Here is a 15,662-nt window from a genome sequence, read left to right on the forward strand (position 1 = left end):
GATTCTAGGTCTAATCGGGTCTAATCACCTCAAGAATAATTACATTAATAGAATGATTTTGGCCATTTTTCAATATAGATTTCAGATTTTCACGAAATTGAATCTTATCATAACCCTGAGCAGATTACGGTTCTTGTATTCTCCTTATGGATTGTCATTCGTAAAAGCAATTCCTTACCAGCTTCCAACTAATATAACCAGATTTTCACAGGAAAACCATACTGGTAAATTTTCTTCCCTAATTTAAAGAAAATTAATCCAAAATAATGTATAGTTAAAAAGACAAGATTCGAACAAACATTCGTTACTTGTTTGTAAGCTACTTCTTAGAGGAACAGGGGAGAGAAAGTGAACGGAACAGCACATATGGCAATAGGGGCAACAGTAGGATTTCTAACGGCGAACACTCTACAGACCGATCCAACCACTACGTTATTTCTAGTCGGTGTAGGTGGAGTTTCAGGATTAATGCCTGACATGGATATTGACGGAAAGTTGAGTAATAAGATTACCTTTTCACACAAATTCATTCGAACTTTGGCTCAAACCATCGGAGTGCTTATGATCATTTATAGTCTTCTAGCAAGTTCTGAAACGGAGAGATGGCTAGGTGTAGGCGCAGGTATTGGTATTATTATCATTTCTTCATTTATAACACAAAGACATATGCTAACTCTTACAGGGCTTGGTATTTTAGGGACTGGGCTGTCTTTAGATATTAGCTGGCTATGGCTTTTAGGAGTTTATATTATACTAGCTTCCTTTACACCGCACCGTAGTTATACCCATTCGATAGCGGGGATTCTATTCTTTGGAGTGATTGCGTTTCAGTTCCAAGAGACATTGGGGACTGAAGGGATTTTCACTACTTGCATTTTAGGGTACATAAGTCATTTGCTGGCTGATATGAAGTTTCTGCCCTTTAATAAACGGGGGGTAAAGTTATTGCTACCATTTTTCTCAAAGGAATTTTAGGAAAAGCCGCAGTGTTTCTTTAATAGAGACATTGCGGCTTCTTTCCTTTTATATAAGGTGATCTTTATTTTAGTATCGTTTATTTCCTAAATCTACTAATGTAATATAATTGTAAAGTCCCTGTGATGCGCATGTTATGACTTTTCTAGTATATTAGGTTTAGCATATTGCATCAGGGGGTAAGTTATATTGTTAAAGAAAATTTTTGTCGGATTGTCGTTAGTTACAATGATTGGATTTGGTTCCTTTACTGGAAACAATGTAGAAGCTGCATCTTATCATACTAAAGCAATTAAAACCGCTAAAAGTGAATTAGGGACGAAATATAAAATGGGTGGTATGTCTTCTTCAGGTTTTGACTGTTCAGGTTTGGTGAAATATTCATATAACAAAGCTGGAAAGACATTACCACGAACAGCTGCTGACATTTATAAAAAAGGAAAGAAAGTTAAAACCTTAAAAAAAGGTGACTTAATGTTCTTTTCACCAAATAAAGCGAAGAAGCCAACCCATGTAGCCATTTATTTAGGTGACAATAAATTCATACACTCCGCATCTTCCAAGGGAGTTTCCTACGCAAAGACGAATAATAGTTATTGGAAACCACAGTATATTGGGGCAAAACGTATATAATTAGTAAAACTATTCCTTATAGAAACGGAAATTGAGGCTGTATTCAGTCTCTTTTTTTATTTAACAGATTAAATGTGCACTAAAACTAGTCAAGCAAAATTCTTGAAAGTCAAAGAAGGTCAATGTATAATAAAGGTATAAGGTCAAAGTTAGTCAAAGTCAAATGATAACTCGTAATAATAAATAAGGAGGAGTACTCATATGTTATGTGAAAAATGTCATGAAAACCAAGCAAATATTCAGGTTCATCTCAATATGAATGGGCAACAGCATGATGTCAAATTGTGCTCCACTTGTTATAAAGAAGAACGAAATAAACTTGGTGCAGCCATGGGAGGAATGGATACAGGAAAGTTCCAATTTGATGGATTTTCAAATTCATTCAACCCTTTTAATAGTAGCAACATGCCTCCATCAAAACCCGTACAAGAAGATAAAGACGGAGGTTTGCTTGAAGAGTATGGTAACAATCTGAATGATGTTGCAAAAGCAGGACTCATTGATCCGGTCATTGGAAGAAATGAAGAAATCAAAAGAGTCATCGAAGTGTTAAATAGACGAAACAAAAACAATCCAGTTTTGATTGGTGAGCCTGGCGTTGGTAAAACAGCTATTGCAGAAGGATTGGCCTTAGCGATTGTTGAAGGAAAGGTCCCGGAAAAATTGCGTAACAAACTGGTTTTTTCACTCGATATGGCATCTCTTGTAACGAACACAGGCATTCGTGGTCAATTTGAAGAAAGAGTGAAACAATTAATCAGTGAATTACAAGATAGAAAGAATGTCATTCTATTCATTGATGAAATTCACCAAATCGTAGGTGCTGGTTCAGCTGAAGGTTCAATGGATGCAGGGAATATTTTAAAACCTGCCTTAGCACGCGGTGAACTTCAACTTGTGGGTGCAACGACCCTTTCTGAATATCGGAAAATTGAAAAAGATGGGGCCCTTGAACGACGATTCCAACCCGTACAAGTTGATGAGCCGACAACAGAAGAAGCGATAGTCATTTTACAAGGTCTGAAAGATCGTTACGAGTCTTTCCATGGAGTCATATATACGGAAGAAGCGCTGGAAGCAGCTGTTGAACTTTCCCATCGTTACATCCAAGATCGCTTTCTACCAGATAAAGCGATTGACTTAATGGACGAAGCCGGCTCTAAACAAAATTTGACGATTGAATATAGTCAAGAGGATGTAGTAACACAACGTCTTGAACAAATCTATAAAGAAAAAGAAAAGGCTCTAAAAGAAGAAGCCTACGAAAAAGCGGCCGAGCTTCGAGATGAAGAAGAAAAGTTGGAAAAATCCCTACAGGCTGGAGCCAATGCAGCTAAACCGAACGTCACTGTAGAAGATATACAAAGGATTATAGAACAAAAAACGGGAATTCCTATAGGCAAGCTGCAAGAAGATGAACAGAAAAAGATGGTTCATCTACAAGAGGACTTAATGAAAAAAGTCATTGGTCAAGAAGAAGCAGTCAAAAAGGTTGCAAAAGCTGTTCGTCGAAGCCGTGCAGGTTTAAAATCCAAAAACCGTCCGACCGGCTCTTTCCTTTTTGTTGGACCGACCGGCGTAGGTAAAACTGAATTGGCTAAAACGCTAGCCGAGGAACTGTTTGGCGATAAAGAAGCAATGATTCGCCTTGACATGAGTGAATTCATGGAAAAACATAGTGTTTCTAAATTGATTGGTTCTCCTCCAGGTTATGTTGGTCATGAGGAGGCAGGACAATTAACTGAGAAAGTTCGCCGTAAACCATACAGTATTATTTTATTGGACGAAATTGAAAAAGCCCATCCTGATGTGATGCATATGTTCTTACAGATTCTTGAGGATGGTCGTCTGACGGATAGTCAGGGAAGGACTGTGACATTTAAAGATACTGTCATCATCATGACAAGTAATGCTGGAGTCGGTGAAAAGCAAAAAGTTATGGGATTCGGTACGAGCACTGCTGTTGAAGAAGCTTCAATCCTACAATCATTGGGTAGTTTCTTTAAACCAGAATTCCTAAACCGATTTGACAGTATTATTGAGTTCTCCACACTGAAGAAAGAAGATTTATTACAAATCGTTGATATCATGATTCATGAACTTGAAGAAACCCTGATTGCTCAAGGCTTATCACTTGTCGTGACAGATGAAGCTAGGCACAAATTGATTGAGATGGGTTATCACCCACAATTCGGTGCAAGACCCCTTCGCCGTGTTCTTCAGGAACAACTTGAAGATGGCATAACAGACTATATTTTTGAACAGCCTGAAGTGAAAAACTTCAAAGCTATCGTTAAAGATGACCAATTGAAAATTATCAATTCATAATGATTAGTACTAGAAATGCCTCCAAGACAGTATGACTGTAATGGGGGCATTTTTTAAAACGTTCTATAATGACCGCTCGTTTAGTTTAATAATTAGAATTCTTTTAATGAAGTCTTAGTTTGAAATAGTTTTTTTCATAAGGATATCAATTACTTGAAGGAACTGCAATAAAAAAATTGTTAGGTATAAACAAGGACTTATTTCTTTTTGCAGAGAGCATAGTATATAATATTGTTTAACAATGGGAGAAATGGTATATGTTTGATGATGAAACAGTTGTGGAATTAAAAGAAAGTGTATTCACTTTTATGGATTGGGCCATTCAAATGAAATCAAAATATTATATAAAAAAACGAATTCCTATTTCATAAGGGGAATTTCATTGGAGGAGTGACCTATGAAAGATTCACTTTCTTATTTCGAAGAGGAAAATACCAATCAAGCACCTAAGGAAAAAGAAATCGAAAAAATTCTGGACTCCTTGCCGGTTGCAGAAATTGACCCAATGAGCCCGCAAGAAATGGATAACCTTTATTATTATGATGGCAATGATTTAGGGAATGACTTTCACCCAAATCGAACAGCTTTCCGTCTCTGGGCACCTACTTCAAGTGAAGCTAAGCTTGTTACGTATAAAAGTTGGGATGATCCTGTTGGTACCGAGTTTGATATGAAGCGCTCGGAGAAGGGAACGTGGACGGCTGAACTTCCAGGTGATCAAGATGGCTTGATATATACATACAAAGTGAAAGTCGGTAATGTATGGAATGAAGCTGTGGATCCATACGTCCGTGCCGTCACGGTTAACGGGAATAGAGGGGTAGTCATTAATTTAAATGATACTAATCCCCAAAAATGGAGTACTGATAAGCCACCATTAGCTAAACCGGAGGATGCGATTATATATGAACTTCATATCAGGGATTTATCAATTCATCCCGACAGTGGGATTCAACAAAAAGGTAAATATTTAGGTGTGACTGAAACAGATACTATAAGCCCTTATGGTTCGAAAACAGGAATCAATCATATTAAGGACTTAGGTGTAACTCATGTTCAATTCATCCCCATATTTGATTTTGCTACAGTAGATGAAACGAGATTGACTGAGCCTCAATATAACTGGGGATACGACCCAAAAAATTTTAATGCACCGGAAGGATCCTACTCATTGGACCCTTATCAGCCGAAACTTAGAATTAGAGAGTTAAAGCAGATGATTCAAACGCTGCATGATCAAGGTTTACGTGTCATCATGGATGTAGTTTTCAATCACGTATATACAGTGGATGACTCAAATTTTAATAAACTCGTACCCAATTACTTTTTCCGCTTTAACGAAGACGGAACACTGTCTAATGGGACGGGGGTAGGGAATGACACCGCTTCCGAACATAACATGATGCGTAAATTCATTGTCGACTCTGTGGTTTATTGGGCAAAAGAGTATCACCTCGATGGCTTCCGGTTCGATCTTATGGGGGTTCATGATGTGGAGACGATGAATGAGGTGAAAAAAGCTGTTCATGAAATTGATCCGTCTATCATTCTGTTAGGTGAAGGATGGGATATGAATACACCACTGGATGCTTCCCTGAAGGCAAACCAGAAAAACGCGTATAAAATGCCGGGCATTGCTCATTTTAATGACGCCATTCGAGATGGCTTGAAAGGTTTTGTAATGGATAAATACGATAGGGGCTTTGTCAACGGTAAACAAGACATGGAAGATATCGTAAAAAGGGGAATTGCTGGAGGATTGAAATACGATGATCATTTAGCTACGTACCAGACCCCATCCCAGGTCATAAATTATGTAGAGGCTCATGATAATTATACTTTATGGGATAAGCTTGTCATCACCCAACCTGACGTCTCAGATGAAGAACGTAAACAGATGCATAAATTGGCAACTGCTGTCGTATTGTTATCACAGGGAATTCCCATGATACATGCCGGTCAAGAATTCATGCGAACAAAAGATGGAGACGAAAACAGCTATCAATCCCCAGATTGGATCAATCGACTGAATTGGAAACGAAGAGCGGAATTCGACCATGAAGTAGAGTATGTAAAAGGATTAATTGCTTTGCGAAAAAAACATCCTGTATTTAGACTTACTTCGGCTGAAGAAATTGAACGGCACTTGATGTTCCTGGATTCCCCTGCAAATGTAATAGCTTATTCATTAATGACAGAAGATTCAAATATAGTTGTCGTTCATAATGCAAACTGGCATTCAATCGACATTACTTTGCCTCATCTAAAAAAGTGGTCACTTTTAGTTAATGGACAGAAAGCGAGTCTAGAAACAATAGAAGTAATTCATGGTAGTCATATAAACGTATCACCCTTAAGTTCATTTGTGATAAAAAGTGATGCCGATTAATATCTCATGAGAACCGAAAAGGAAGAACGGTAAATTGCGTTCTTTCTTTTTTTCGTGAAAAAAGATAAGACGAATCGTTCTAATGGTAAGTTTGAATCTAAAATGCTATCAAAAGTACCGGAAGAATCCAGGACAGATGTGATTATCCATTATTTTAACAAGTTTAAGGCGTTTTTAAGCAGGGTAAATTAGATTTATAGATTGACCACTTGTATTAGGAGGAGTTTATTTTGCGAGAAAAAGTACATATAAAAATTAATGGAGCGGAGACAGTTCTGGATGGCAACCAAACAGTGCTACAAATGCTTAATGATAGTTCAATAGAGGTTCCTAGTGTTTGTTATCATCCAAGCTTAGGGCCGATTGAAACTTGCGATACGTGTCTCGTTAGTGTAAATGGTGAACTTGTGAGATCTTGTTCAACTGAAATCAAAGACGGAGATGTGATTGATACATTAGCACCTGATGTGAAAGAAGCACAGGTAATGGCAATGGATAAGATATTATATAACCATGAATTGTATTGTACGGTTTGTGATTATAATAACGGCGGTTGTGAAATCCACAATACGGTGAAAGAAATGAAAGTGAACCACCAAAGTGTTCCGTTTGATCAAAAACCTTATGAAGTGGATCAATCCAATCCATTTTACCGATATGACCCTGATCAATGCATCCTTTGTGGCCGGTGCGTAGAAGCCTGTCAAGATGTTCAAGTAACAGAAACATTATCGATTGATTGGGAAGCCAAAAGACCACGGGTCATTTGGGATAATAATGTTCCTATCAATGAATCATCATGTGTATCATGCGGCCATTGTTCAACTGTTTGCCCATGTAACGCGATGATGGAAAAAGGAATGGAAGGGGAAGCGGGCTTTTTGACAGGCATTGCTAAACAAACCCTTCGACCAATGATTGAAATTACCAAAAATGTCGAAACTGGATATGGATCTATTTTAGCCATTTCTGATATGGAATCTGCCATGCGTGATGCAAAAATCAAAAAGACAAAGACCGTTTGTACATATTGTGGTGTAGGCTGCAGCTTTGACGTGTGGACAAAAGATAGAAAAATATTAAAAGTAGAACCACAAGCAGAAGCACCGGCAAATGGTATTTCTACTTGTATAAAGGGTAAATTCGGTTGGGATTTCGTGAATAGTGAAGAAAGGCTAACTAAGCCATTGATAAGGGAAGGCGATGCTTTCCGCGAGGCCGAATGGGAAGAGGCACTGAATTTAATTACTAGGAGATTCAAGGAAATCAAAAAAGAGAACGGACCTGATTCTTTAGCCTTCATTACTTCCTCTAAGTGTACAAATGAAGAATCTTACTTGATGCAAAAATTGGCCAGAAGCGTTATTGGAACCAATAATGTCGATAACTGTTCTAGATATTGCCAAAACCCAGCAACCGTTGGTTTGTTCAGGACCGTCGGTTATGGTGGGGATACAGGTGGAATTAAGGATATAGAAAAATCTGAACTAGTTTTGATTATTGGATCGAATACTTCAGAATCTCATCCAGTTTTATCGACCAGGGTTAAACGTTCACATAAACTTGGAAAGCAAAAATTAATCGTTGCTGATATCAGGAAACATGAAATGGCTGAACGCTCTGATTTATTCATTCAACCAGCTCCAGGTTCAGATATCGTTTGGTTATCAGCCGTGTCTAAATATATCATCGATAAAGGCTGGGCTGACAAAAAGTTCATCAAAGATCGTGTGAATGGCATGGATGAATACATCAGAAGCCTGGAACCTTTTACAATGGACTATGCAGAAAAGCATACGGGAGTAAGCAAAAAAGATTTAATCACCATTGCAGAAGCACTTCATGAAGCTAACAGTGCTGTTTCCCTTTGGGCAATGGGTGTAACACAGCATATAGGTGGAAGTGATACAAGCACCGCCATTTCCAATCTCATGCTTATTACTGGTAACTATGGAAAACCAGGAACAGGTACCTATCCATTACGAGGTCATAATAATGTTCAAGGAGCCAGCGACTTTGGTAGTACGCCGGACAAACTTCCTGGATATGAAATGGTCACAGATAAAAAAGTCCGGGATAAATATGAAAAAATATGGGGCACACCAGTACCTTCAAAGCCTGGACTGAACAATCATGAAATGGTCGAGGGCATCCATGAAGGCACCTTAAAGGCCATGTATTTAAAAGGGGAAGATATGGGATTAGTCGATTCCAATATCAACTATGTACATGATGCATTTGAAAAGCTGGACTTTTTCGTAGTACAAGATATCTTTTTATCCAAAACTGCTGAATTTGCGGATGTCGTTCTTCCTGCTAGCCCAAGTTTTGAAAAAGAGGGTACGTTTACAAATACGGAACGCCGTATTCAAAGAATGTACCAAGTGTTTGAACCCCTTGGTGACTCTAAACCTGATTGGCAAATCATTATGGAAGTGGCAAATAGGTTAGGTGCCGGATGGAATTATGCTCACCCAGGTGAAATCATGGATGAAGCCGCTCGCTTATCACCAATTTATGCAGGTGTAAGCTACGAGCGATTAGAAGGATACAATAGCCTTCAATGGCCCGTTGCCGCAGATGGTCAGGATACACCACTTCTATTTACAGAAGAATTCCCATTCCCGGATGGGAAAGCACGGCTATTCCCGGTTGAATGGTCAAAACCAATCGATTTTGGAGAAGAATACGATATCCATGTGAATAATGGAAGATTATTAGAGCATTTCCATGAAGGAAATCTAACATATAAATCGAAAGGAATCACTTCCAAGACTCCAAATGCATTTCTTGAGATTTCACCTGAATTGGCTGAAGAAAGAGGCTTAGAGGATGGTACGCTAGTCCGCCTTTCTTCTCCATACGGAAATGTAAAAATACAGTGTCTCATTACCGATCGAGTGAAAGGTAAAGAGGTCTACTTGCCAATGAATGATTCGGGAGATGGCGCCATCAACTTTTTGACCAGCAGCTATGCTGATAAAGACACGGATACTCCAGCCTATAAAGAAGTACAGGCAAAAATGGAAGTATTGAAGGCGAAAGGAGAAAATCCATTACCTCGCATCAACCATCGTAATGGTAATCCTCAACCTCAAATCGGGGTACAAGTACAGAAAAAATGGGCCCGTGAAGATTATATTTTCCCTGGTGACCTTTTAAAAATAAAAAAGGAGTCGAGGAACCGTGGCTAAAGCGACAAAAGTAATCAATCGCATAGAACTCAGTGAAGAAGAATTGCGAAAAATTGAATTCGAAGATATTGAAAGAACTCTTCTCGAAAATAAAGAGGTCATTAAAGAAACGTTCGAAGTCATGAAAGGCATGCAGGACCGTGGGATACTTTCCATGGTCAACAGCCTGCTGAAGGAAGGAGATAAAGTCCTGAATATTCTGGTCAAAACAGCGGATACTCCTGAAACAGCCAATACTCTAAAAAACCTTCTTCTCATGCTTGGAACATTAGGAACGCTAAATGTTAAACAGCTTGAGCCACTTATCCTGAAGGTGAATTCAGGTATAGCCAGAGTCGCAGAAATTGATAAATCGGATGAAAAATCCGGCTACCTTTCATTGGTACGTTCATTAAATGACAAAGAAGTAAAACAAGCGATGACGTTATTGATGACCTTCTTAAAAGGAATGGGAGAAGATACAAGTGATTTAGAACGAACCACTCAATTACCAGAAGATCAACAAGTTCATAAAGAAAATGAACAGGCAACCATTCAAAGACCGACTTCAAAGAAAGATTTCGGTTCAAGTATGCCCAGTAAAAGCGGAAGAGAATCAAGAAAAAGCAGTAATTGGCTTTGGATTGCAGCAGGGGTTTCCCTCATGACCCTTCCGCTTCTATCAAAGAGGCAAAAGAACGAACAAAATAAAATTGAATAATAACGAGAGAAGGATCCTTATACTGAGGGTCCTTTTTTAAGGTTTCATTTAAACAATCCACTTGTAGTTTAAAACTTTTACACATAAAATAAGGGTAACCAAAATTTTCAAGGAGTGTAAAAATGAAACTTAAATACACAGCGTTAACTCTCGGTATGTGTACGTCTTTATTACTTTCAGCATGTACTGAAGAGAAAAGTGAAGTGAAGAAAGAAACTAGTCATGAGAGCCATGACCATACCGTTTCAGGGGATGTTCAGGAAGAAACTAGTGGAAAAGCTACAGCACCTGAGTTTCTTTCTGGAAAACCTGAAGACATGAAAACCATCTATTTAGCCGTTGCCCAAAACCAGGCGCTATTGGAAAAAATACCGTGTTACTGTGGATGTGGAGAGGAAGCTGGCCACAAAAACAATTACGATTGTTTTATCCATGAAAATAAAAAAAATGGAGCAGTAGTTTGGGATGATCATGGGACGAAATGTGGAGTATGCCTAGAGATAGCAGCACAATCCATCCTTGATTTAAACGATGGAATGACGATAAAGGATATTCGGGACAAAGTAGATAAAGCCTATAAAAAAGGGTATGCTAAACCAACTCCGACTCCTGAAGTGTAAGTAAGAGTTAAGGTACTAAAAAGGAATGAAAATAAATCCAAAATAAAGAAACAGGTGCACTTATGAATCTGTTTCTTTATTTTATCCCTTTTTCATTGTAGGCATTGATTCCAATCTTGCAATCAGAAATCCTAAGCTCAAGATGTAATAATAATAGGAGCTATGGGGATACTTCCTCATATAAGACATTCAAGGGAGTTTTCATATTGACTTTAATCCGCCTTGGTTATGTAGCTATGAGCAATCAAGTACCACATTGTTCGCCTTCTCAAACGATGACTTTTGCACAATTCTCTAAAATTAAAGATAAAGAAGCTGCAATACGAAAGTTAGAAAGGATTTCCGCTTCAAATCTCCAAAATTGCTGGCGTCTTCTCATACATAATGCTGCATATGATATCCAGTTTTTTCGTCTTTCTTCTAAACTTATACCTCTAGTAAACCATCCAGAAATACCAAAATGGGACTATCTTGAACCAATGGCTGATGAACTGAACAAGATAAAAGATTTCCTTCTATCTCATCCAGAAGTGCGGATAGACTTTCATCCAGATCATTTTGTCATCTTGAATAGTAGCAATATTGATATACTAAAAACTTCAATGAAAACACTGAAAATGCATTTTTTATTATTGAAGAAACTAGGCATTGATCCTGAGCATCGGTGTGTTCTCCATGTAGGTGGCGGGTATGGCGAAAACGAGAAGGCTTTGGAACAGTTCATACTAAACTGGGGGATCATCCCAGAATCTCTTCAAAGGATGATTATCCTTGAGAATGACGATACGACTTTCACTTTATCAGAGACACTCTACTTATGTGAAAAACTGGGCGTACCTCTTGTATTTGATTATCATCACTATCTAGCTCACCATTCTAAGGATGAAAATTGGAGCGAGCATTGGGGTCGTATCCTCAATACATGGCACTATTCGAAATTACCACCCAAAATGCACATTTCTAGTCCTAGGAATGAAAAAGAATTTAGAGCACATGCAGATTTTGTGGATGTTAATATGTTTATCGATTTTTTACGGGAAATCAAGGGGAGTTTACCACAGTTGGATTGTATGATTGAAGCAAAACAAAAGGATGGAGCTCTATTCCAGTTAATGGACCAAATAAAAGATTTTCCCGAAATTGAAATCATTGATGGGGGGAGTTTTTATATACACTGATAAAATATAATATTTTTTAAATGCTTGGTAAAATAGTTGACTTTTATTAATTTATCAGGTATTTATTTTTAGTTTACATAATAAAATTATGGTAATTAAATAGAGAAACAAAAATGAAAAAGAAGAAGTATGGTGATGACTGGCGTAATTTCAAGTTATGATTAATCTCTGAAACTATACAGAAAATATGAAGATTCTCAAAAAAACGAGGCTCATATTTCCGTTTTAAGGCACCTATTTTATTTTACTAGAGTAATAGGTATCGAAACGATCTAAATCTACACAAGGTGCCATATAATTGATTTGAGAGCATTGATGCTCTGTTTGCCATTATTGGAAGGAGAAAGTTCTCATATAGAACGAATTTAGAATCCAAACTATGAAAATATTATTTTCAGTAAGAAAATGGAATGTCTTCGTGAACCAGCATGATATTTCGAAATGATTAACACCAATATAGTGTGAAATTCATTAAAATCGACAGAGCGTTCTCAAAGATGAATCAAAAACGGATTCCACATTCTCATTTTAAGGTGCTTATAATTTAAAACTATAGTAATAGGTATCGTAGAATCTAAATGAGCTGTATTGATCCAATAAGATCGTTTAATGAGATTCTATGTTTTTTAATGATATTCCGTCGCAATATAACGAAATATTCCGAATGTAACAAAGGACCTGTTTTGATACATTCGAAATCCCTTTAAATCAACGTTTATAAGCCTTATGAAAATCAAAAAACTTGGCTTTTTTTTGCGTCTTAACGTACAATATAAAGAGGGAAAAGGGGAGATGAATGACAGATGCAAAGGACCTCACAACGAATAAAAAATGTCCAGCCGATACGCCGGCTAGATCATATAGATAAGATGAAAAAGTCTCTATTAAAATATTGCAGCTACCGTGATTACATGATGTTCTCTATTGGAATCAACATCGGTCTACGGATTGGTGATCTCTTAAAATTACGCGTCCGGGATATATTGGAAGGGACGCATATTGTCATTGTTGAGCAAAAAACTGAAAAAATTAAACGTTTCATAGTCAACCCACAACTTCGTAAAGAAGTAAGAAAGTATGTAAAAAAAATGAAATTAAAAAATGATGACTATTTATTTCCTAGTCGCAAAGGCAATGGTCCCATAAGCAGGGTTCAAGCCTATCGTGTTTTGAATAAGGCCGCTGAAATGGCTGACATTCCAGACGTGGGGACACATACACTCCGAAAAACTTTCGGTTATCTCCATTATCAGAAGTTTAAGGATATAGCTTTGCTCCAACAAATCCTTAATCACTCTAATCCGAAAGACACCATGATATACATAGGACTCACTCAAGATTTGATGGACGAAACATTGATGGATTTTTATTTTTGATAAAAGGGACCAGAAATGGTCTTTTTTTATATTGCCCATAATAACATTATGTAAACAAGGTAAAATAGTGATAGAAAAATAGAGAGCAGTGATTCGACGTTATTTATTGGAAAGAGTAGAAATTTTTGTTTTTAAACCACATTATGTAGGCAAACTCACTTTAGAATGTACTGAATTTAAAACACATTTTATTCAATAAATTAAATAGGAATCTTCCCAAACCGCCAAGTAAACGACAGTTTGGGACAGTGGTTCCCTTACTTATTAATATATATAGAACGAACAATGGTGCGATTCACCATTTGACCAGTCATATTTTTTTCTTTTACATCGATCGTTAGATTATAGGTCCCCGATTTTGGGACGTCCGGAAGATTACCAAAATAGGTACCTGAATTCACTTTATTAAGAGAACCCTTATTTTTAATTTCAACACCTTCTTCGTCTGTTAGGTGAACATCAAATGTTAATGGGTTGGTTAAGAGGTTGCTTTTGACAGGAGATTTAAGTACAAACTGTGCATCATTCTGCTTTACTTTCCCTGGCATTTCAAGAACAAGCGGCTCTTTGTCATCAACTTTTGCGGTAAGTAAATACGCATCTTGCTGGGCCTTTGTCTTCATTCTAATTATCCAATTTCCAGGTTCCATATTCGTTTGTTTTAAAGTGTGAATATGGGCACCTGCAAGAAAAGACGTTTCTTCTTTAGAAACCTGTGAAACTTGGGAGCTTGGATAAACCACTCTTGATGGAGAGATTAATTCTATATCAACATCTGCAGTGGCTGTATAAATGGTTACTTCACCATCTTTAGTTGTTTCATTCAAAGTGATAGGCTGTTCTATCCAATTATTTGATTGTAAAGAACCACCGTGGATAATTTGATTGTGTGTAGTCGAAATATTTTCTTCTTTGGCAGGCTGTTCACTTAAACTAGCAATCCCTGCAGTAGAGGAACTTCGTAAATAGGGTTCAATTCTTGAAAAAACAGCGGATCCTGTACGGATGTTATCATGATCATATTTGCTATCAGTAAAGAGATGGGTACCATAGGGTAATTTTGAACTCCACTCATTGACGAGTCCATCATTACTGCCATAGGAAGATAGATACAGCCCTCCAATCGATAATGCGGACAATGCTGGCCCCTGATTGGTACCGGTAAGCGTGTAGTATTTATTTTTTCTTGAATTTGCATGGTTATCGATGACAGAGCGGAATTCAGCCATCTGTCCAATTTGTAACGAAGCTGTTCCTTCATCATTTGCTCCAAGAAGAGAAGCTAGCCATCCAGCATACCAGCTGTTAGCCAAATCAGCCAAGTTGGAACCGTGATGAGGGGAGGCGAGCGTTATAACTCGACCCACATATGGATGTGCCCCATAAGTGACTAGAGCAGCTTGTGTATCTGGTCCCCCTTTACTATGAGCGATAATATTCACTTTTTTTTCCACCAAAGTGTGCACTGATTTGAGCAAGCTTAGTAGCTAATAGCCTCCCATTCTTATATTGACTGGAAGATCCATTTCCTGCTGCATCATAAAGCTGAACAAAAACCGTTTGATACCCCGCTTCGTATGCTTTTGTATACATATCATTGATTCCGTGATATTCCGTTTCACCGTACCAACTGGTTGAAGATCCGTTCTTCCCCTGAACAAAAACGATGGGTGGCTTATTTGAGTCATAATTAGGAGGGGTGCTTCCTAGAAACCAATCACCAGGTGTAAAACTTTCACTGGGGGGCTTTAGCTTACCATAGGGCTCGATTTCTGCAGCTGAAGTTTTAGATGGAGAATTCATAAACAAAAATAATGAAAATAGAAAAGTAACAAGAATGATTTGATACCATATTCTTTTCATACACTTCCTCCTAGTACTTTATAATTTTCAAAACCAACTTGACTTTTAAGTTTAAATTCAGGCGTCGCCTATGCTATTCCTTCAATTTTTAATAAAATGAGTGAATAAGGCTAGCTCATACCATCGAAGACTGAAGATAAACAGGATAAAGTAACTGATATGAGTGAAAAAAATGGTCCAAGAGGTATATAGGGATTTTCTCCGTATAAAATATTGTTCGCGATGGAGGTAAAGCAAGGAAGTATCATTTAGTTTACATAATAAAATTATGGTTAATCACTAACAAAGCAAAGCAAAAAGACCAAGGAATAGTAAAATGTACCCTATAGAGTAGACACTTTAAAAAAGTCTCTCTATAGGGTACTTTTATTTGTATAAAGAAAAGATAGGATTGGAGATACATCAC

At 37.6% G+C, this 15,662-nt stretch carries 7 protein-coding genes and 3 pseudogenes; 9 read left to right on the top strand and 1 reads right to left on the bottom strand.

Annotated features, from left to right (window positions below; translation table 11 throughout):
* Window positions 1-348 precede the first annotated feature (348 nt).
* From ACIQXR_RS18845 to ACIQXR_RS18885, 9 genes and pseudogenes are all read left to right on the top strand, one after another.
* Window positions 349-975 carry a metal-dependent hydrolase gene (locus tag ACIQXR_RS18845; protein WP_402873037.1) on the top strand — a complete coding sequence of 209 codons (627 nt, stop codon included), beginning with the start codon at window positions 349-351 and terminating at the stop codon, window positions 973-975.
* A gap of 228 nt (window positions 976-1,203) precedes the next feature.
* Window positions 1,204-1,608, top strand: a complete 405-nt coding sequence (locus tag ACIQXR_RS18850; protein ID WP_403080560.1) for a C40 family peptidase — start codon at window positions 1,204-1,206, stop codon at window positions 1,606-1,608.
* A gap of 201 nt (window positions 1,609-1,809) precedes the next feature.
* Window positions 1,810-3,936, top strand: a complete 2,127-nt coding sequence (locus tag ACIQXR_RS18855; protein ID WP_403080558.1) for an ATP-dependent Clp protease ATP-binding subunit — start codon at window positions 1,810-1,812, stop codon at window positions 3,934-3,936.
* 436 nt (window positions 3,937-4,372) lie between these two features.
* Window positions 4,373-6,325, top strand: a pseudogene (gene pulA / locus ACIQXR_RS18860) (type I pullulanase); the annotation flags it as partial.
* A gap of 230 nt (window positions 6,326-6,555) precedes the next feature.
* On the top strand, window positions 6,556-9,519 hold the full coding sequence (fdhF, locus tag ACIQXR_RS18865) for a formate dehydrogenase subunit alpha (RefSeq protein ID WP_402873033.1): 2,964 nt from the start codon (window positions 6,556-6,558) through the stop codon (window positions 9,517-9,519).
* Window positions 9,512-10,078 (top strand): annotated as a pseudogene (locus tag ACIQXR_RS18870) (helical membrane plugin domain-containing protein); the annotation flags it as partial. The gene fdhF and the pseudogene ACIQXR_RS18870, both read left to right, overlap by 8 nt.
* 263 nt (window positions 10,079-10,341) lie before the next feature.
* A complete protein-coding gene (locus ACIQXR_RS18875) occupies window positions 10,342-10,839 on the top strand; it encodes a PCYCGC motif-containing (lipo)protein (RefSeq protein WP_402873029.1) in 498 nt (165 codons plus the stop codon).
* A 206-nt stretch (window positions 10,840-11,045) separates the two neighbouring features.
* Window positions 11,046-12,017, top strand: coding sequence for a UV DNA damage repair endonuclease UvsE (gene uvsE, locus ACIQXR_RS18880; RefSeq protein ID WP_402873026.1), 972 nt, complete (start codon window positions 11,046-11,048; stop codon window positions 12,015-12,017).
* Between the two features lie 803 nt (window positions 12,018-12,820).
* Window positions 12,821-13,393, top strand: coding sequence for a tyrosine-type recombinase/integrase (locus tag ACIQXR_RS18885; protein WP_402873024.1), 573 nt, complete (start codon window positions 12,821-12,823; stop codon window positions 13,391-13,393).
* 257 nt (window positions 13,394-13,650) lie between these two features.
* Here ACIQXR_RS18885 and ACIQXR_RS18890 read toward each other — a convergent pair.
* A pseudogene (locus tag ACIQXR_RS18890) lies at window positions 13,651-15,196 on the bottom strand (esterase/lipase family protein).
* Window positions 15,197-15,662: the final 466 nt, after the last annotated feature.

The sequence above is a fragment of the Peribacillus sp. NPDC097224 genome (genome assembly GCF_044761985.1).
In the GTDB taxonomy this organism is placed as follows: Bacteria; Bacillota; Bacilli; order Bacillales; family DSM-1321; genus Peribacillus.

Excerpts from the sequence above, each read along its gene's own strand:
- ACIQXR_RS18885 (WP_402873024.1), top strand. The coding sequence starts at position 12,821 with ATGCAAAGGACCTCACAACGAATAAAAAATGTCCAGCCGATACGCCGG.
- ACIQXR_RS18875 (WP_402873029.1), top strand. The coding sequence starts at position 10,342 with ATGAAACTTAAATACACAGCGTTAACTCTCGGTATGTGTACGTCTTTA.
- ACIQXR_RS18855 (WP_403080558.1), top strand. The coding sequence starts at position 1,810 with ATGTTATGTGAAAAATGTCATGAAAACCAAGCAAATATTCAGGTTCAT.
- ACIQXR_RS18850 (WP_403080560.1), top strand. The coding sequence starts at position 1,204 with ATGATTGGATTTGGTTCCTTTACTGGAAACAATGTAGAAGCTGCATCT.